Here is a 16,790-nt window from a genome sequence, read left to right as displayed (position 1 = left end):
ACTCGCAGGGTACGAAGAAATGGTCGTCAATAGTTGCTACAAAGCACTTCAAATAAGTACTCAATAAAAACAGTTAGTGGATGAGTGTAGCCGACCCCTTTGAGCTTGCAAAGCACTTGACGCTAGCGTGTGCTAACTCAATCCTCAAATACGGAAAGGGGAGGCTAAGAGAGCCTCCCCTATAAAGCAGTGAATCAGCGTCCATGCTGCTGTTTTTATTCATGATGGCACATCGCTCTGAATACGCACCGCAGTCGGTAGGCGTAAGGATCACGTTAGTTCCGACCGCCTCGTATTCAAAACAATAATCCAACCGCGAACTTTTTCTTACCCCGGGGAATTATTGTTGGCGCCGGGGTGTACACCTGACTGCTATTGTTATTGTTAGTATGCAAGCTGCTGTGTACGTCGCGTCCTTTCGGGCTACTTACTGTGTTTATTATTGTTCTCAGCGCCTGTCTTGCCTGCGCTAGCAAGTGATGAGATTCAAGCCTGTTGTTGTTATTAGTGCCGTTATCTCTACCTGGCCCTGTTGTATTTGTTATGGCTCAGGTGGTGGCAAGGTCATGTTGTTTTTGTTGGTGACCTACCGCTATGCCCAGTTTGTTTTTCTTACCCAGTAATATTGCAGTCGCTGTGCCACCTCTTAGATAAATGATAAGTTTCAGAAGGTTGGCATTTTTTAAATTGTCGAGGAACTTTTTCTAGCAAGAAGTGTTACCCCTTTTGCTCCCGTTTGTGGGCGACGTTGTGTGGGAAGGTAACAGTGTTAGCAGCGTATAAAGTTAGATATTTCTTATTTAAATCAGAATATTAGACAATAGTCGTAAGGAGGCTGGCGTCAAGCCAATGCCCAGGTGGTTAGCCTGGGCGACGAGCGGTCTTTTTGCGCGGAATGCCAAGCCTTTGGCGCCGCTCCCAAAGGTTTTTCCGGCTAATGCCAAGTTTTTGCGCCAGCTCGGTTTCGCTCATTTGGTCCTGGTGCTCTAGCACAAAGTGCTGAAAATAGTCCTCTAAAGAGAGATCGTCTTCATTCTCTTCAACGCTTTTATCTACCTCACCGTTGGCCGCTGAGGCAATAGCGGATGGTGCATGGACGCGTGCGGAGGTCGGCGCTAGCCCAAGATCATCAGGATGAATAAGGTGCCCTTCAGCGAGAATAACGCCGCGTTCAAGCGCATTTTCTAGCTCGCGCACGTTGCCGGGCCATGGATAGTCGCGCAGATCTTGTCGGGCAGCGCGGGACAGCCGCAGGCCCGTGCGCTCATGGCGTTTACATGCCTTGTCGAGCAGGATGTCGGCGATTTCGAGGACATCATCTTCTCGCTCGCGCAGCGGCGGCAGCTCTATCTGCATGACATTCAATCGGTAGTAAAGGTCGAGGCGAAACTCGCCGGTTTTCGACAGCTCCCGTAGGTCGCGGTGAGTGGCGGCGATTAAACGGACGTTAACGTGACGGGTTTCCACCGAGCCAATTTTGCGGATTTCACCCTCTTGAAGCACGCGAAGTAAACGTGCCTGGGCGTCTAGCGGCAGCTCACCAATCTCATCCAGAAACAGGGTCCCGCCGTCGGCAGCTTCTACCAGGCCGGTGCGCGCAGCACTGGCGCCGGTAAAGGCACCTTTTTCATGCCCGAATAGCTCAGATTCGATCAGCGTTTCTGGAATCGCTGCACAGTTAACGCTGATCAGCGGCGCTTTGGCACGTTTGCTTTGCTGATGAATGGCCCGCGCTACCAGCTCTTTACCAGTGCCTGACTCGCCTAGAATCAGCACGGTGACATCGGCGGGTGCGGTTTTTCGAATGCGGGTATACACCTGCTGCATGGCAATGCAGTTGCCAATCATGGTTTGTCGACCGCCGCCTGCGTCAGTGATGTCGGGTGGCGGGCTCTGCTGCATCGCCTGCTGGTGGAGGATGCGCTCGACGGTTTCGAGTAGCTCAGCGTGGTCAAATGGCTTAGCGACGTAGTCGATGGCACCCAGTTTCAGCGACTCTACCGCTGAGCGCATGCTTGCGTAACTGGTCATAATCAATACCGGCACAGGCGCCGCTTTGGCAATCAGAGTGATGCCTTGTTCGCCGGGCAGACGCAGGTCGCTGATGATGAGATCGAACCCTGTGAGCTCAAGCTTGCAGGCTTCCTCAGCGCTGCCTGCTTCGCTGACCATATAGTCGTTGCGTTCTAGCAACCGCTTCAACGCGCTGCGAATAATCGCTTCATCTTCAACAATCAGAATCCTGGGCATGGGCTGGCTGATCATCCTGTTGGTAAAGCGGCAACCATAATGTAATGGCAGTGCCGCGAGGCTGTCCGGGCGGTGGCGAGGCCACGTCTATTTTACCCTGGTGTTCATTGATAATTTGATACGCCAGCGACAGGCCCAAGCCGGTGCCTTCACCTGCTGGCTTGGTGGTCGTAAACGGTTCAAATAAGTGGTCGCGTACCCTGGGGTCGATACCCTGGCCGTTATCGGTTATTCGCCACCAGGCAAGCTGTTGATGGGCGCCTGCATCAATATGGACCTGCCCGCCTTGGTCGCAGGCATCTCGAGCATTGCTGAGCAGGTTGACCATCACCTGCGTCAAGCGCTGCGCATCACCACGGACCACTACGTTCTCGGGCGTATCATTAGACAAGGTGACATCCTCTCCCGAGCGGGCGAGGTGGATCAAGTGCAATGCATCTTCGCTAATCGATGAAAGCGTCACCGGTGAAGCGGGGGGCGGTGTTGCTTGGCGCCCGCCGTGGGCAAAGCCAACCAAGGAGTTGACGATTTTAGTTACTCGCTGGGTTAGCTGTTGGATTTGGTCCGCCGTTTCCAGCAGCGCCGGGTCGTTGGTGTCGTAGCGAAGATTCTGCGCCAATGATGAAATGCCGGTAATCGGATTGCCGATTTCATGGGCAACGCCCGCAGCTAGCTGGCCGATCGAAGCTAAGCGTGCCGCATGTACCAGCTCATCTTCCAGCCACTTCATTTCAGTATGATCTTCTATCAAAATAACGCTGCCACCACGGCTATCGTGGCCGCTTAGAACGGCTTTATGCAGAGTTAAAAAGTAGTCTTTTTCGTGCAGCGTGACGGCCTGTTTGTAGAGTGGGCCTGGCGTTGCGTCGAGCACGCTGCCCAGCAAACTTGGCCAGGGGGCTGGGAGACTATCGCGGCGCGAACCTATCACGCTTTCACCGCCAATGCCTGAGAGCTGTGAAAGCGCCTGATTCCACATTAGCAGCTCGTCGTCATCGCCCAGCACACAAAGCCCAACGGGCAGGTAGGCCAGCGTTTGACGATGGTGGCGGCGCAGGCCGTCGAGCTCGCGGGCTAGCCCCGTTAGCCGCGAGCGATAAGCTTCCAGTCGGCTTTCGACAAAATGAATGTCGTCGGTTTCTGGGGCGTCGTCATGGCGATAAGGCAGGTAGCGATCAACGATGTCTCGCGCGACCGACGGCCCCATTAGGCCCGAGAGATTCGCTTGAATGCGATCGCGTAAGCGGCGCAGCGCGTAGGGTCGACGCTCTTGAGGCGTAAAGTTGAGTGCCTTTAAAGCACGGGCAACTTCGCGCTGCGCCGCTTCGTCGCCGATCGCCTGCGCCAAATGGGTGGCAAAGTCGTTAGCCGTGGCGGCTTCTAATGGAGAGCGCTTAGAGCGGATAACCGCATCGACCGAACATGCTTCGGCGGCAGAGCGCTCGCCTTCAGAGATACGTGTAAAGAGTGATATGACGATTAGCAGCAGAATATTAACGGCTAAAGAAAGCAGCGTAACGTTATACCACAGCGGCGAATCAGCAGTCGTGAGGGGCGTTGAAGGCAGCGGTGGTAAGGGCAGTGAAAGAATGAGAGGTAGCCAAAGGCCCCAAAGCCATACGCTGACGCCAGCGACCAGCCCTACAATCATGCCTTTACGATTAGCGCCCGGCCAATAAAGTAGTGCCAGCATGCCTGGCAAGCACTGGGCCATGCCCACAAACGCAGCTAACCCCAGCCCAATTAAGCCGTGGTGGCGGCCTATCCACTGATAGAACAGCCAGCCACTGATAATCACCGCGACCACCAGGCCACGCCGCAGCCATAGTAGCCAGCCGTAAAGATCACTGCGTGCTTCAGGGGGTCTTGCCACTAATACAATGTGGTTGAGCACCATGCCGGAGAGCGCCAGCGCGATCATCATCATCGTGCCGGAGGCGGCGGCTAGCCCGCCGATAAATGCAAGCGCGCCGACCCACCAGTGTTCCGTCATCAAATAGGCGGCATAGGCCGTTATGGGGATGTCGGGATTGACCGACTGTGCGGCCCACCAAATTACCGGTACGGGTAGCGCCATGAGCAATAGAAACAGCGGTAACGCCCAGCTGGCCTGTAGCAGGGTGTGCCGCGATAAGCTTTCTGAGAAGCTGATATGGAAAAGATGCGGCATCATAAACGCCGCGGCAAAGAACAGCAGCAGCAGGGTGCGCCACTGCGCAGGATCAAGCTGTGGGGTTTGCTGTTGAAGTATCGCGCCGGGCCCTTCCAGCCACAGCTGCAGATCGCCAGGGCCGTCGAAGACCATCCATAGCGCCACTGCCCCTAACCCCAGCATGGCCAGCAGTTTGACGATGGATTCAAACGCGATGGCGCTGAGCAGGCTATCGTGGCGGTCATGCGCTTGACTATGACGTGCGCCGAAAATTACCGCAAAAGCGGCAATGAGCGCGCAAAAAAGCAGCGCAACGCTACTCCCTGCCTGGCTGGCCGTCATAATATTAATGGCATTGCTCAGCGTTTGTACTTGAATACCCAGCAGCGGCAATACTGCCAGCAGACTGACGACCGTGACCAGCGTGCCCGCCCACCGAGAGCGAAAGCGAAAAGCAAATAGGTCAGCTAGTGACGTTAACTGATAGGTACGCGTAATGCGCTGGATGGGCACCAGCAGCACGGGCGCGAGCAGGAAGGCGCCAGCGGCGCCTAGGTAGTAAGCAAGAAAGCCAAACCCCGCGCTGGCCGCCATTTCCAGGCTGCCGTAAATTGCCCAGGCGCTGGCATAAACGCCTAGCGCAAGCGTGTAAACAACGGGATGGCGGGTAATGCGCACCGGCACCCAGCCGCGCTCAACGGCAAAACCGCAGCCGAACAGCAGGGCCAAGTAGCCCAGGCCGAGCGCTAATACTCCGATTAACTCAGCGTTCATCAAGCTTTCTCTTTTGCTCTAGCCAGAGCGTCAAGGCAATTAGCCCGCCCCAAATTGCAAACGGCCGGTACCAGGCGGCCTCTGGGTCGCTCCAGCCATTCATAAGCAGCGGAGAGAGTAAATAACCGCCAAACACCAAAAACAGCATGATGCGATAGACGTACATGTCACTCTCCTGTGGGTATTGGAAAAGATAGTCACAAGGATATTAAGCTGGCGTTCGGCGATGAGCCGTGGGGCGCAGCTGCGCCGGTGACCAGTTTGCTACTGCCCAGTGTAACTGAGTCGACGGTGGTTCATCGCCAAGCGCCTTAGGTGGTGCTTGGTCAAGTGCTTGTAGCGCCTGAAAGAGCTGCAGGCGGACACCGTGGTCATCCGTTGCCAGCGCGGGGGCTAAGTTTTGTTTTGAAAGCTTTTGGCCTTCAGCGGTCACGATTAGAGGCAAGTGCAAATAGCGAGGCCGCGGTAGCTGAAGGGCGATTTGCAGCTGGCATTGCCAAGGAGTGTTATCCAGAAGATCTACTCCCCGTACAATGTCAGTAATTTGTTGCTCGGCGTCATCGACGATAACGGCAAGCTGATACGCCCACAGGCCATCTTTGCGCTTTAATACCACATCGCCTAGCGTGATTGGGTCAAGCTGCTGTTCACCAAATAGCCGGTCATGCCAGCGGATAGGGCGTTCGCCGCGGTCGCTACGCAGCCGCCAGGCCGCTGGCTTGGTGGGGGCGCATACGCCGTTGCGACACCAGCCGGGGTAGATGTCGTGCCCTTGCCACTGCTTGCGAGAACAGCTGCAGGGATAGGCCTGGCCTAGCTTGAGAAGCTGCTCTAGCCCATGTTGATACGCCTCGCCACGGGCGTGCTGCCACATGACCGCTTCATCCCACGCCAGGCCGAACGTTTCTAGTTGGCGCAAAATAGTACTCGCTGCGCCCTGGGGGCAGCGGGGAGGATCGATATCTTCAATGCGCACCAGCCACTGTCCGTGAGCCGCACGGGCGTCTAAGTAGCTGCCTACGGCGGCGACGAGTGATCCAAAGTGCAGCGGGCCTGAAGGCGTTGGGGCAAAGCGGCCACGGTAGCGAGCAGAGGAGGGCATATCAGCATTGTCCTAGGGGGTACAGGCAAGCGCCTCGTCGTTAACAAAAACGGGCACCCGAAGGTGCCCGCGTTCACGTAGAGCATTCTTTAAAACACCGCTCTAGAGATCAGCCGCCGAGCTGCTTCTCTTTGAGTTCCGCCAACGTTTTGCAATCCACGCAAAGCGTGGCAGTGGGGCGGGCTTCAAGACGGCGAATACCAATTTCAACGCCGCAGGCTTCGCAGAAGCCATAATCGTCGTCGTCAATATTATCCAGAGTCTCGTTAATTTTTTTGAGCAACTTACGCTCGCGATCCCGAGTGCGCAGTTCCAGGCTAAAGCCTTCTTCCTGAGTCGCGCGGTCCGCGGGGTCGGCGTAATTGTTAGCATCTTCTTGCAGGTGGCGTACTGTGCGATCCACCTCTTCCATGAGATCCTGTTTCCAATCCAGCAGCAGCTGTCGGAAGTGCGCTAGCTGCTGCTCGTTCATATACTCTTCACCCGGTGCTGGCTCATACGGAGTGAAGGACTTGGACGCTTCCGGTTTCTTTTCTGCTACTGGCATGGGACTGCCCCTTACATATGTGACTACTGATCGACCATGAGCCTATGTCACGATCTCACGCCAAAGGGATGCTTGTTTATCTGAAAAATGGCGACGTTGCAAGCATAATAGTGATTTTGCGACCATGGTCTTGCATAGAATGTGGCGAGTGCCATGTTTTAAGTGACGTTAATAATAGCTTGGTGAAGGAGCCGTTATGGCCTGGAATTCACGTGTCGATCACGTTGCCCCTTTTCGGGTCATGCATTTGCTGGAAATGGCTCAGGCGCGAGAAGCCGCTGGCCACGATGTGATTCATCTGGAAGTTGGCGAGCCGGATTTCGCTACTCCGGAGCCGATTGTGGCCGCCGGGCAGCAAGCGCTTGCCAATGGCCAAACCCGCTACACGCCGGCGGCTGGGCTGCCCGCCCTGCGTCAAGCGATTGCGGAGCATTGCGCTGAGCATTTCAATGCCGCGGTTGACCCTGCGCGCATATTGGTAACGCCCGGCGCATCGGGGGCGCTACTGTTAGCCAGTCAGCTATTAGTTGAAACCGGCTCGCGAGTGCTGATGGCCGACCCTAACTATCCCTGTAACCGCCACTTTATGGCGTTAGCGGGCGCTGAGATTGATGCGGTGTCGGTGGGGCGCGAGAGTGGCTGGCAGCTAGACGCCGCGCTGGTTGCCGAGCACTGGCGCAAGGAGACGAGCCTAGCGATGCTGGCCTCGCCTTCTAACCCGACTGGCCACACCCTGAGCGCTGAGCAGCTTTGTGCCGTGCTGGCCGCGGTCGCCGAGCGTGAAGGTGAGGTGATTGTTGATGAAATTTATCAAGGCCTCAACTATGACGATGCGCCGCTGTCGGCGACCTCGCTTTCAGCAAATGCTTTTGTGGTGAACAGCTTCTCAAAATATTTTGGGATGACCGGCTGGCGCTTAGGCTGGCTGGTGGCGCCCGAACATGCCATAGAGCCGCTCACCCGCTTGGCGCAGAATATGTTTCTTGCCGCCTCAACGCCTGCCCAGCATGCGGCGTTGGCAGCTTTTACCCCCGAGTGCCGGGGTATTCTTGAACAACGCCGAGCAACCTTGAAGCAGCGCCGAAAAGTGTTGTTAGAGGGCTTAGCAAGATTGGGGTTGGCGCCGGATCTGCCACCCCAAGGGGCCTTCTATGTATGGCTGGATATTTCCCGCTACAGCCGCGATAGCCAGGCGTTCTGCGAGCGCCTGCTACAGGAAGAGAATGTAGCCATCACCCCCGGCATTGATTTTGCCGTGCGGGGTGGCGAACACCATGTGCGCATTGCCTTCACTAATGACGTTGCCCGTCTTGAAGAAGCCATAGCGCGCATCGCGCGTTTTGTGAGCCGACTATGACGCTTAACTATCCCGCGCTTGTGCCGGGCATGCTACTCAAGCGCTACAAGCGATTTCTTGCCGATGTTCGTTTAGATGATGGTCGTGAGGTCGTGGCGCACTGCCCTAATACGGGGTCGATGAAAGCGGTGAGCGTGCCGGGCTGCCGCGTGTGGCTTTCACCCAGCGATAACCCTAAGCGTAAGCTTGCCTGGACCTGGGAGTTTATTGAGCTACCGCAAGCCGATGGGCAGGTGGCGCTTGCTTCTGTGCATACCGGCCGTGCTAACCGAATAGTGGAGGTGGCGCTAAACGACGGGCGTTTAGCGCCCTTGGCGGGCTACGCCACGCTGCGTCGTGAGGTGAAAGTGGCCGATGCGCGGCTTGATTTTATGCTTGAAGATCCTGAACGGGGGCGGGTGTATATCGAAGTGAAGCAGGTCACCCTCAAAGAATCGGACGGCCACGGCTACTTTCCTGACTCGGTGAGCGTGCGCGGCACCAAGCATCTGCATACCTTGCGGGCGATCGCTGAGCAGGGCGAGCGAGCAGTGCTGCTATTTTGCGTGGCTCACGAAGGTATTGCTGACGTGGCCGCCGCTGCGCATATTGATGCGACCTATGCAGCGGCCCTAGCGCAGGCCTCGGCCAGCGGAGTGGAGGTGCTGGCCTATGGTATTGACGTGATACGGGAACAGGGTTGCCCCAGCGGGGTGAGGTTAAGCCGTGATCTGCCCGTGCGGATTGAGAGGCTAGCGGCGCCGAACGCGGAAGATGGCAATTTCACCAAACAGATTGGGCCATAGCCGTGATTTCCAGTGCCCCTGATGGTCCCCAACGCCCACGGCGCGATCAACAATGACCAAGCCTTTCTCGCGACATAGGTGCTCAAAGTCATTGAACGTCGAGAGGTGGATGTTGGGCGTGTCGTACCAGGCGTGAGGCAGCGACTTCGATACCGGCATATAGCCGCGCAGGCCTAAATGGATGCGGTGTCGCCAATAAGCAAAGTTGGGAAACGTAATAATCCCTTCTTCGGCGACCCGCAGCATTTCATCCAGCATCTTGTCTGGGCGACGCAGCGCCTGCAGCGCTTGAGTCATGATTACTTGATCGTAGCTGTTATCGCAGAAGCTGCTTAAGCCATCGTCTAGGTTGTGCTCTATGACGCTAACGCCGCGCGCCACGCAGGCGTTGATGCCGTCATGATCAATTTCTAACCCATAGCCGGTGACGCCCTTATTGCGCGCTAGGCTCTCGAGCAAATCGCCGTTGCCACAGGCAAGATCAAGCACGTGTGATCCTTCGGGCACCCAGTCGTAAATCAGTTCAAGATCGGCGCGCATTATGGCGTCTCCTCTTTGCCCAGCACATTGATGCCCAGCTCGTTGAGATGAAGCTCGCCGGCAGCGCGGCTCATGAAGGCGCTTAAAATGGCATCGTAACGTGGCTCTGAGAGTAAGAAAGCATCGTGGCCATGGGGCGAGTCGATATTGGCATAGCTGACTGATTTACCCGCCCGAGTAAGCGCATCCACCAGCTCGCGCGAGCGCGACGGCGGAAAGCGCCAGTCGGTGGTGAAGCTAACAATCAAAAACGGACACTGGACAGGCGCTAAGGCTTTGGCAAAGTCGCCCCCTTGGGTGGCGGCAGGGTCAAAGTAGTCGAGTGCTTTCGTCATCAGCAGATAGGTGTTGGCGTCAAAGGCGGTGGAGAATGTATCGCCTTGATAGCGCAAGTAGGACTCCACCTGGAACTCAACGTCAAAACCGAAGTTGAGATCATCACTACGCAGGTCGCGCCCAAACTTGCTGCCCATGGCGTCTTCTGACAAGTAGGTAATATGGCCCACCATGCGTGCCAGCTTCAGACCACGCTTAGGCACCGTGTCATGCTCAGCGTACCAGCCGTCGAAGAACTCAGGATCAGAGCGAATCGCCTGGCGAGCCACTTCGTTAAAGGCAATATTTTGCGCCGAGAGTCGGGGCGTTGCGGCAATCACCACCGCGTTGGCGACGCGCTCTGGGTAGGTCATGGTCCACTGCATTACCTGCATCCCGCCAAGGCTGCCGCCCACCGCTGCCGCCCAGCGCTCAATGCCCAGATGATCGGCAAGCTGCGCCTGGCTGGCGACCCAATCGCTAACGGTCACCATGGGAAATTCCGGCCCCCACTGGCGGCCGGTTTCGGGGTTGTGGCTCACGGGACCGGTGCTACCATGGCAGCCGCCTAAGTTGTTGAGCGATACAACAAAAAAACGGTTGGTATCGATCGCCTTGCCGGGGCCGATATGGGCATCCCACCAGCCGGGTTTACGATCTTCCTCTCTATGGTAGCCCGCCGCGTGGTGGTGGCCGGAGAGCGCGTGGCAAATCAATACTGCGTTACTGCGCTCAGCGTTCAGCGTGCCGTAGGTTTCGTAAATCAGCTCGTAAGCAGGCAGTACTTTGCCGCAAGCCAGGGCGAGCGGCGTGTCGAAGCGTGCCACGTGCGGAGTAACAAGGCCGACGGAGCCCGTCGGCCGGTCTGCAAACGCAAGCGTATCTGAATCAGGCATTGAAGGCGCGAGTCCTGCTAATTAAGAGTGCGGCTGAATAGACCCTGCTGATCGAATCCATGATGAAAATGGGTTGGGCCGCTATCACAGCCCGACTAGCGCGCCGGAAATGCCGGCAGCACGAATCATCGAACCAACGATCAAGCTATCGATTAGGTTAATGGCAATAAACACGACGATAGGCGAGAGGTCGATCATGCCAAGTGCAGGAACTACTTTGCGCACCGGTGCCATAATCGGTTCTACCAACTGCATTACCAATAGAGCACCCGGGTGGCTGGCATTGGGAGCTACCCAGCTCAAGATAATCATCACAATCATGGCGAAGAAGTAGATTTTTAAAATCGCATTCGCCAAGGCGGCGATACCCGCTATTAATAGCCCTGGAATAGGCGGCATGCCGATACCGATGACCATGAAAATAGCGATGATGCTGACTACTTTTAACACGAAGCCAGCGGCGAGCGTTGCAAGATCAAAGCGACCGGCCACGGGGCCTAAAAAGCTCTGAAATAAGCCGACCAGCGGCTGAGTGATCTTAACCACCGACTGACTTAGCGGGTTGTAGTAATCCGCCCGTGACGCCTGCAGCAGAAAGCGCAGCATGAGTAAGAACAGATAAATATTGATCAGTGTGTTGACCAACATTAACCCTGCACTGCCTAATCCGTTGCCCATTATGATGTCTCCTTGGTGATTCGTTGCTGAACGGTTCTTTAGTCGCCGCTAAGTTCTTTGGCCATAGCCTGAGCACGATCGGCGCAGGCCTGCATAGCATCGGCAATGGTGGTGCGCAATTGTGCCGTTTCCATGTGCGCAATGGCACGCTCGGTGGTGCCTCCGGGTGACATGACATTGTTCTTCAATGTCGCCGGGTCTTTGTCACTCTGCTGTGCCATGGTGGCGGCACCCAGCGCTGTTTGAATAGCGAGCCGGCGCGCGGTGGCGGCGGGTAGGCCGAGCTTAACCGCCGCCTCTTCCATGGCCTCGAACATCAAAAAGAAGTAGGCCGGTGCACTGCCCGAAACGGCGGTGACGGCATCCAGCAGCGCTTCTTCTTCAACCCATTCCACAATGCCTACCGCTTCCATAAGCTGAGTAGCCACGTCGCGCTGTGCATCGCTTACCTTGGCATTGGCATAAAGGCCGCTGGCGCCGTAGCCCACCAGCGATGGCGTATTGGGCATGCAGCGTACCATGGCATTGTGATCGCCTAGCCAGCGGTCGATAGTGCCTGCATCAAGGCCGGCTGCAATCGAGATAACGAGCGGCTGCTGACGCTGAACGCTGTCGCGCAAATTTTCGCATACGCTGCGCATAATTTGAGGCTTTACCGCTAATACCACGACGTCTGCATCGGCGACTGCCGCATTGTTATCTGTCGTTGTGTGTATGCCCAGACGCTTTGCCAGCGTTGCCAGCTCTTTGTCATTAGGTGCAGTGGCGGTGATGGTAGAGGGCGCCGCGCCGCTGTCGATTAGTCCGCCGATAATGGCGCTCGCCATATTGCCGGCTCCAATAAAGGTAATTTTACTCGCCATTCTAGGTGTCCTTTAATAAACGTTGGCTCAGTGAAAGAGTGGGCTGCAGTAGGCAGCCGGCTAGTTGTGGTTCGCTTAAGCCCTCTGGCGGGCACCAAAAATGGCGGTGCCTAAACGCACCAGCGTAGCGCCCTCCAGTACTGCCGCTTCTAAGTCGTCGCTCATGCCCATCGAAAGCGTATTAAGGGGCGTCTCAGGCAATTGGCTCTGTAGAGCCGTTAACGCCTCACGCAGCGCGGCCATTGGCTGGCGCTGGGCGGCTAGCGTTTCCGCCGGGGCAGGAATCGCCATTAAACCGCGCAGGCGCAGGTTTGGCAGCGTGGCAACGTCGCGTGCTAGCGCTTCCAGTGCTTCCGGCAATACACCCGCTTTGCTATCTTCGTGGCTAATATTAACCTGTAGGCAAATATTGAGGGGTGCAAGGTGCGCCGGGCGCTGTTCGTTAAGGCGCTGGGCGATTTTTAACCGGTCGACGCTGTGCACCCAGTCAAAATGCTCGGCGACGGCGCGGGTTTTGTTGGATTGCAATGGCCCAATAAAATGCCATACAAGGCCTTCAAGGTCCGCCAGCTCGGCCTGTTTTTCTAGGGCTTCTTGCAGGTAGTTTTCACCAAACTCACGCTGGCCAAGCTGCCAGGCCTGACGAATCATCGCTGCCGGTTTCGTTTTGCTGACGGCCAATAGCGCCGCAGCGTTCGGAGCCCGCTCTGCGTCCTCTAGCGCTTGGCGCAGGCGTTCACACGCTTGTTCATATGAATGGGCGAGCGACTCGTTAAGCGCGATGTCTGACATACTCAAGCACCTTACCGCAGCTGGGAGGAGAGATGGATATTACCGAACTGCTAGCATTCTCGGCAAAGCAGAATGCCTCTGACGTGCATCTTTCGGCAGGTTTGCCGCCCATGATACGTGTTGATGGCGACATTCGTCGGCTCAATGTGCCCGCTATCGATAATAACGGTGTGCGCAAGTTGATTGACGACATCATGAATGATCGCCAGCGGCGCGACTACGCTGAAAGGCTGGAAACTGATTTTTCGTTTGAAATGCCGGGCATCGCACGCTTTCGCGTTAATGCGTTCACTCAAGCCCGCGGCGCGGGAGCCGTGTTTCGTATTATACCTAGCCAGGTGCTGCCTATGCAGGCTCTGGGGCTGGGTGAGATGTTTGAGCGCTTAGCCATGCTGCCGCGCGGGCTGGTATTAGTCACCGGGCCGACCGGGTCGGGTAAAAGTACGACGCTTGCGGCGATGATTGATCACATTAATGACCATCGATATGGGCACATCCTGACCATTGAAGATCCGGTTGAATTTGAGCATTCAAGCAAGCGCTGTTTGGTTAATCAGCGCGAAGTGCACCGCGATGCGCATAGTTTTGCAGATGCGCTGCGCAGCGCGCTACGCGAGGACCCAGATGTGATCCTGGTCGGTGAGTTGCGCGATTTAGAGACTATTCGCCTAGCGCTGACCGCGGCAGAAACGGGGCATCTGGTGCTGGGTACGCTGCATACCACCTCGGCGGCTAAAGCCGTTGACCGCATTATCGATGTTTTTCCTGGCGACGAAAAAACCATGGTGCGTTCGATGCTTTCTGAATCGCTCCAAGCGGTAGTGTCGCAAACGTTGCTTAAGCGTCAGGGCGGCGGGCGCGTAGCGGCTCACGAAGTGCTCGTCGCCACGTCGGCAGTGCGCAACTTAATTCGGGAAGACAAAACGGCGCAAATCTATTCGGCTATTCAAACCGGCGGAAGTCTGGGTATGCAAACGCTAGACTTTGCGCTCGCTCAGCTAGTAAAAAAAGGCTTAGTGAGCGCAGAAGAGGCGCAATTGCAGGCCAAAGGAGCGCACGCTCTGCAGGTGTCATAGCGCAACAGTGCGCGCACTTTCGTCACGGTGTTTACGTGTGGCGGGAATCAGCCTGCGTAAATGCCGCCGAGTACCCGTGGGCCTGCTGCACCGGTGACCGATGGCAAGTTGCCCGGCAAATGGTGTAACCGCTGGTGAGCCAGCCAAGCAAAGGCGCCTGCTTCGATCCAATCCTCAGGCCAGCCGTGTGCTGCGGGGGATGTGAACGTTGCCCCCGGTAGATGATAGGCAAGACGCTGCATCAAGTAGGTGTTATGAGCGCCGCCGCCAGCGGTGATAAGCGTGAGCGGGCCGTCATGGATTTTTAAGTGGGTAATGCCCTGGGCAACGCTAACCGCAGTGAGCTCGGCCAATGTCGCCTGTACATCTTCGGCGGCTTCCTGGCCGCTGAGATGTTTTTCTAACCACGCCATATGAAATAGCTCGCGCCCCGTGCTGCGCGGCGGCGGCTGCTGGAAAAAGGGTTCTGAGAGCAGCCGAACCAACAGCGCGTTATCTATTGTTCCACTTGCGGCCCAGGCGCCGTCCTGATCAAAGCGCCCGCCTTGGTGCCGCGCAAACCAGCCGTCCAGCAATGCGTTGGCAGGGCCGGTATCAAAGCCAATCACCGGGTCTGTCGGCTGGCTGGATAGCCACGTTAGATTGGCAAAGCCGCCTAGGTTAAGCACCAGCTGATGTGCGCTGGCTCTGCCAAATAGAGCCTGATGGAAGGCGGGGGCTAGCGGGGCAGCCTGGCCACCGGCGGCTAAGTCGCGGCGCCGAAAGTCAGCAACAACGGTGCAGCCGGTAAGTTCAGCCAGCAGGCTCGGATTATCCATCTGGAGGGTGTACGCCGGGCCGCCGTTGTGACCTAGAGGCGCATGCTCAATGGTTTGGCCGTGGCTGCCAATAGCACTGATCTGCGCATGGCTTATCGAGAGTGGCGCCAACAAACGTTGAACGGCTTGGGCCTGTGACTGGCAGAACGCATGCTCAGCGGCTGCAAGCTGTGCAAAGCTGACCTGCTTGGCATGACAAAGCGAGAGCAGCAGATGATGCAGCGCGTCAGGCATGGGTTCGGCATGCGTTGCCACTAAGTGTGGTGGTGAATCACCTTCGATAGCGATCAGTGCGGCATCAATCCCGTCCAGGCTGGTGCCGGACATCAGGCCAATATAATAAAGCGGCGACGAAGCAGTAGGCGTTTTCATAAGCTAACTCGTGCAAAGCAGGGCGAAGTCTCAGCCAAGGCTCAACCAAGGCGAGCGAGCATGGTAACATCGTCGGCTATTTATCACCTGAGCCCGGCAAGGGCGGTTTTTTTATAGTGGAGAGAGGCAATGAGTGAGGTGGATCAGGCTTTAGCGCTGCTGTCGCGCGGTACGCAAGAAATCCTGGTAGAGGACGAGTTAAAACAGAAGTTAGCCTCAGGCCGCAAGTTGCGTATTAAAGCGGGTTTTGATCCCACGGCCCCTGACCTGCACTTGGGGCACAGCGTTCTGCTGACCAAAATGCGCCAGTTTCAGGACTTAGGACATACGGTCATCTTTCTGATTGGTGACTTCACCGGGCGTATCGGTGATCCCACTGGAAAGAACGTTACCCGTAAGCCGCTTACCGAAGAGGACGTTAAAGCCAACGCTGAAACGTATAAGGCGCAGGTGTTTAAAATCCTTGATCCCGAAAAAACGGAGGTGCGCTTTAACGCCGAGTGGTTTGGCGAGCTGACCGCCGCCAAAATGATTGAGCTTGCCGCTCAGAGCACCGTTGCGCGCATGCTTGAGCGTGATGACTTTGAGAAGCGCTACAAGGCCAATCAGTCGATTGCTATTCACGAGTTCCTTTACCCGTTGGTACAGGGCTATGACTCAGTCGCGCTTGAGGCCGATATTGAACTTGGCGGTACCGATCAGAAGTTTAACCTGCTGATGGGTCGTGAGATACAAAAGCATTTCGGCCAGGAGCCTCAGGTGGTCATCACCATGCCGCTGCTTGAGGGTTTAGACGGCGTGCAGAAGATGTCGAAGTCGCTGGGCAACTACATTGGTGTCGATGAAGCGCCTGGTTCTATGTTCAATAAGCTGGTTTCCATGCCAGATAGTTTGATCTGGCGCTACTTTGAACTTCTTTCGTTAAAATCTAACCAAGAAATTCAAGCGCTGAAAGACGCCGTTGAGCAGGGCGCCAACCCCCGTGATGTGAAAATGGAGCTGGCGCGTGAGTTAATTGCCCGCTATCACGGTGAGGAAGCTGCGGCCAATGCTCACAAATCAGCGGGTAATCAGTTGGCGGATGGTGAGCTGCCAGACGATCTGCCAGAAGTGACGGTGGATTTTGAAGGCAATGAGCAGGCACCAATAGGCGCGATCCTAAACAGAGCAGGGCTGGCCAATAACAGCGCCCAGGCTAAAGATATGCTGGGTAACGGACGCGTTAAAGTAGATGGCAACGTCGTTGCTAAAGACGCAATGCTGGCCACGGGAAGCAGCTATGTGATTCAGGCGGGCAAGAAGCGTTACGCCCGTGTGACGCTTGTGTGAACTTTTTGTGCTTATTTTCACCAGAGCCCTTGCCAACCCGTCAGCGAGTCCGTAAAGTACGCATCCGCTGCCGGGGACGCCTAGCGTTACCAGCGGTGGGTGAAGGTGAAAACCTTCGGTTTGTCAGCAGGTTAGCGTTTTCAA

Annotated in this window: 15 protein-coding genes; 4 read left to right on the top strand and 11 right to left on the bottom strand. The window is 56.3% G+C overall.

Annotation, left to right across the window (positions count from 1 at the left end; translation table 11 throughout):
* Positions 1-861: 861 nt before the first annotated feature.
* The 5 genes from ACT3TR_RS15920 to dksA form a co-directional block, all read right to left on the bottom strand.
* Entirely contained in the window at positions 862-2,250 is a 1,389-nt protein-coding gene (locus tag ACT3TR_RS15920; protein ID WP_444625815.1) for a sigma-54-dependent transcriptional regulator, read from the bottom strand.
* Entirely contained in the window at positions 2,228-5,176 is a 2,949-nt protein-coding gene (locus ACT3TR_RS15915) for an ATP-binding protein (RefSeq protein ID WP_444625816.1), read from the bottom strand. Before ACT3TR_RS15915 ends, ACT3TR_RS15920 begins: the two co-directional genes overlap by 23 nt.
* Complete coding sequence (locus tag ACT3TR_RS15910) at positions 5,166-5,342, bottom strand: hypothetical protein (RefSeq protein ID WP_007111811.1); 177 nt, start codon at positions 5,340-5,342, stop codon at positions 5,166-5,168. Before ACT3TR_RS15910 ends, ACT3TR_RS15915 begins: the two co-directional genes overlap by 11 nt.
* A 42-nt stretch (positions 5,343-5,384) precedes the next feature.
* On the bottom strand, positions 5,385-6,278 hold the full coding sequence (gene gluQRS, locus ACT3TR_RS15905) for a tRNA glutamyl-Q(34) synthetase GluQRS (protein ID WP_444625817.1): 894 nt from the start codon (positions 6,276-6,278) through the stop codon (positions 5,385-5,387).
* 109 nt (positions 6,279-6,387) lie between these two features.
* Positions 6,388-6,825, bottom strand: coding sequence for an RNA polymerase-binding protein DksA (dksA, locus tag ACT3TR_RS15900; RefSeq protein ID WP_007111809.1), 438 nt, complete (start codon positions 6,823-6,825; stop codon positions 6,388-6,390).
* Positions 6,826-7,021: 196 nt separating this feature from the next.
* Between dksA and ACT3TR_RS15895 the strand changes: the two genes are divergently transcribed.
* Positions 7,022-8,182 (top strand): aminotransferase class I/II-fold pyridoxal phosphate-dependent enzyme, encoded by a 1,161-nt coding sequence (locus ACT3TR_RS15895; RefSeq protein ID WP_444625818.1) that lies wholly within the window; start codon positions 7,022-7,024, stop codon positions 8,180-8,182.
* Positions 8,179-8,967 (top strand): DNA/RNA nuclease SfsA, encoded by a 789-nt coding sequence (sfsA, locus tag ACT3TR_RS15890; RefSeq protein ID WP_444625819.1) that lies wholly within the window; start codon positions 8,179-8,181, stop codon positions 8,965-8,967. The genes ACT3TR_RS15895 and sfsA overlap by 4 nt, the downstream gene beginning before the upstream one ends.
* On the opposite strand, the gene metW is transcribed toward sfsA, so the two are convergent.
* The 5 genes from metW to ACT3TR_RS15865 all read right to left on the bottom strand — a co-directional run bounded on the left by metW (position 8,914) and on the right by ACT3TR_RS15865 (position 13,051).
* Positions 8,914-9,507, bottom strand: a complete 594-nt coding sequence (gene metW, locus ACT3TR_RS15885) for a methionine biosynthesis protein MetW (RefSeq protein WP_441672411.1) — start codon at positions 9,505-9,507, stop codon at positions 8,914-8,916. The genes sfsA and metW overlap by 54 nt on opposite strands.
* Entirely contained in the window at positions 9,507-10,718 is a 1,212-nt protein-coding gene (gene metX / locus ACT3TR_RS15880) for a homoserine O-succinyltransferase MetX (RefSeq protein ID WP_444625820.1), read from the bottom strand. Before metX ends, metW begins: the two co-directional genes overlap by 1 nt.
* An 84-nt stretch (positions 10,719-10,802) precedes the next feature.
* The gene (locus ACT3TR_RS15875) at positions 10,803-11,396 is read right to left on the bottom strand and encodes a YggT family protein (protein WP_096276186.1); all 594 of its coding nucleotides are present in this window, start codon (positions 11,394-11,396) and stop codon (positions 10,803-10,805) included.
* 38 nt (positions 11,397-11,434) lie between these two features.
* Positions 11,435-12,259 carry a pyrroline-5-carboxylate reductase gene (gene proC / locus ACT3TR_RS15870; protein WP_444625821.1) on the bottom strand — a complete coding sequence of 275 codons (825 nt, stop codon included), beginning with the start codon at positions 12,257-12,259 and terminating at the stop codon, positions 11,435-11,437.
* 75 nt (positions 12,260-12,334) lie between these two features.
* Positions 12,335-13,051 (bottom strand): YggS family pyridoxal phosphate-dependent enzyme, encoded by a 717-nt coding sequence (locus tag ACT3TR_RS15865; RefSeq protein ID WP_441685339.1) that lies wholly within the window; start codon positions 13,049-13,051, stop codon positions 12,335-12,337.
* Between the two features lie 32 nt (positions 13,052-13,083).
* Between ACT3TR_RS15865 and ACT3TR_RS15860 the strand changes: the two genes are divergently transcribed.
* Complete coding sequence (locus ACT3TR_RS15860) at positions 13,084-14,127, top strand: type IV pilus twitching motility protein PilT (protein WP_444625822.1); 1,044 nt, start codon at positions 13,084-13,086, stop codon at positions 14,125-14,127.
* A 47-nt stretch (positions 14,128-14,174) separates the two neighbouring features.
* Here the strand turns inward: ACT3TR_RS15860 and ACT3TR_RS15855 are convergent, their stop codons facing one another.
* The gene (locus tag ACT3TR_RS15855) at positions 14,175-15,317 is read right to left on the bottom strand and encodes an anhydro-N-acetylmuramic acid kinase (RefSeq protein ID WP_444625823.1); all 1,143 of its coding nucleotides are present in this window, start codon (positions 15,315-15,317) and stop codon (positions 14,175-14,177) included.
* A gap of 129 nt (positions 15,318-15,446) precedes the next feature.
* Between ACT3TR_RS15855 and tyrS the strand changes: the two genes are divergently transcribed.
* Positions 15,447-16,646 carry a tyrosine--tRNA ligase gene (gene tyrS / locus ACT3TR_RS15850; protein ID WP_444625824.1) on the top strand — a complete coding sequence of 400 codons (1,200 nt, stop codon included), beginning with the start codon at positions 15,447-15,449 and terminating at the stop codon, positions 16,644-16,646.
* The last annotated feature ends 144 nt before the right edge of the window (positions 16,647-16,790 follow it).

The sequence above is a fragment of the Halomonas sp. AOP12-B1-6 genome (assembly GCF_052379225.1).
In the GTDB taxonomy this organism is placed as follows: domain Bacteria; phylum Pseudomonadota; class Gammaproteobacteria; order Pseudomonadales; family Halomonadaceae; genus Vreelandella; species Vreelandella casei.
This window is presented reverse-complemented; position numbering and strand designations above follow the sequence as displayed.

What these genes read in the sequence shown, in the direction of transcription:
- gluQRS (WP_444625817.1), bottom strand. Translation starts at nt 6,278, where the DNA reads ATGCCCTCCTCTGCTCGCTACCGTGGCCGCTTTGCCCCAACGCCTTCA.
- ACT3TR_RS15895 (WP_444625818.1), top strand. Translation starts at nt 7,022, where the DNA reads ATGGCCTGGAATTCACGTGTCGATCACGTTGCCCCTTTTCGGGTCATG.
- dksA (WP_007111809.1), bottom strand. Translation starts at nt 6,825, where the DNA reads ATGCCAGTAGCAGAAAAGAAACCGGAAGCGTCCAAGTCCTTCACTCCG.
- ACT3TR_RS15855 (WP_444625823.1), bottom strand. Translation starts at nt 15,317, where the DNA reads ATGAAAACGCCTACTGCTTCGTCGCCGCTTTATTATATTGGCCTGATG.
- ACT3TR_RS15860 (WP_444625822.1), top strand. Translation starts at nt 13,084, where the DNA reads ATGGATATTACCGAACTGCTAGCATTCTCGGCAAAGCAGAATGCCTCT.
- tyrS (WP_444625824.1), top strand. Translation starts at nt 15,447, where the DNA reads ATGAGTGAGGTGGATCAGGCTTTAGCGCTGCTGTCGCGCGGTACGCAA.
- metX (WP_444625820.1), bottom strand. Translation starts at nt 10,718, where the DNA reads ATGCCTGATTCAGATACGCTTGCGTTTGCAGACCGGCCGACGGGCTCC.
- ACT3TR_RS15920 (WP_444625815.1), bottom strand. Translation starts at nt 2,250, where the DNA reads ATGCCCAGGATTCTGATTGTTGAAGATGAAGCGATTATTCGCAGCGCG.
- ACT3TR_RS15910 (WP_007111811.1), bottom strand. Translation starts at nt 5,342, where the DNA reads ATGTACGTCTATCGCATCATGCTGTTTTTGGTGTTTGGCGGTTATTTA.
- sfsA (WP_444625819.1), top strand. Translation starts at nt 8,179, where the DNA reads ATGACGCTTAACTATCCCGCGCTTGTGCCGGGCATGCTACTCAAGCGC.
- proC (WP_444625821.1), bottom strand. Translation starts at nt 12,259, where the DNA reads ATGGCGAGTAAAATTACCTTTATTGGAGCCGGCAATATGGCGAGCGCC.
- ACT3TR_RS15915 (WP_444625816.1), bottom strand. Translation starts at nt 5,176, where the DNA reads ATGAACGCTGAGTTAATCGGAGTATTAGCGCTCGGCCTGGGCTACTTG.
- ACT3TR_RS15875 (WP_096276186.1), bottom strand. Translation starts at nt 11,396, where the DNA reads ATGGGCAACGGATTAGGCAGTGCAGGGTTAATGTTGGTCAACACACTG.
- metW (WP_441672411.1), bottom strand. Translation starts at nt 9,507, where the DNA reads ATGCGCGCCGATCTTGAACTGATTTACGACTGGGTGCCCGAAGGATCA.
- ACT3TR_RS15865 (WP_441685339.1), bottom strand. Translation starts at nt 13,051, where the DNA reads ATGTCAGACATCGCGCTTAACGAGTCGCTCGCCCATTCATATGAACAA.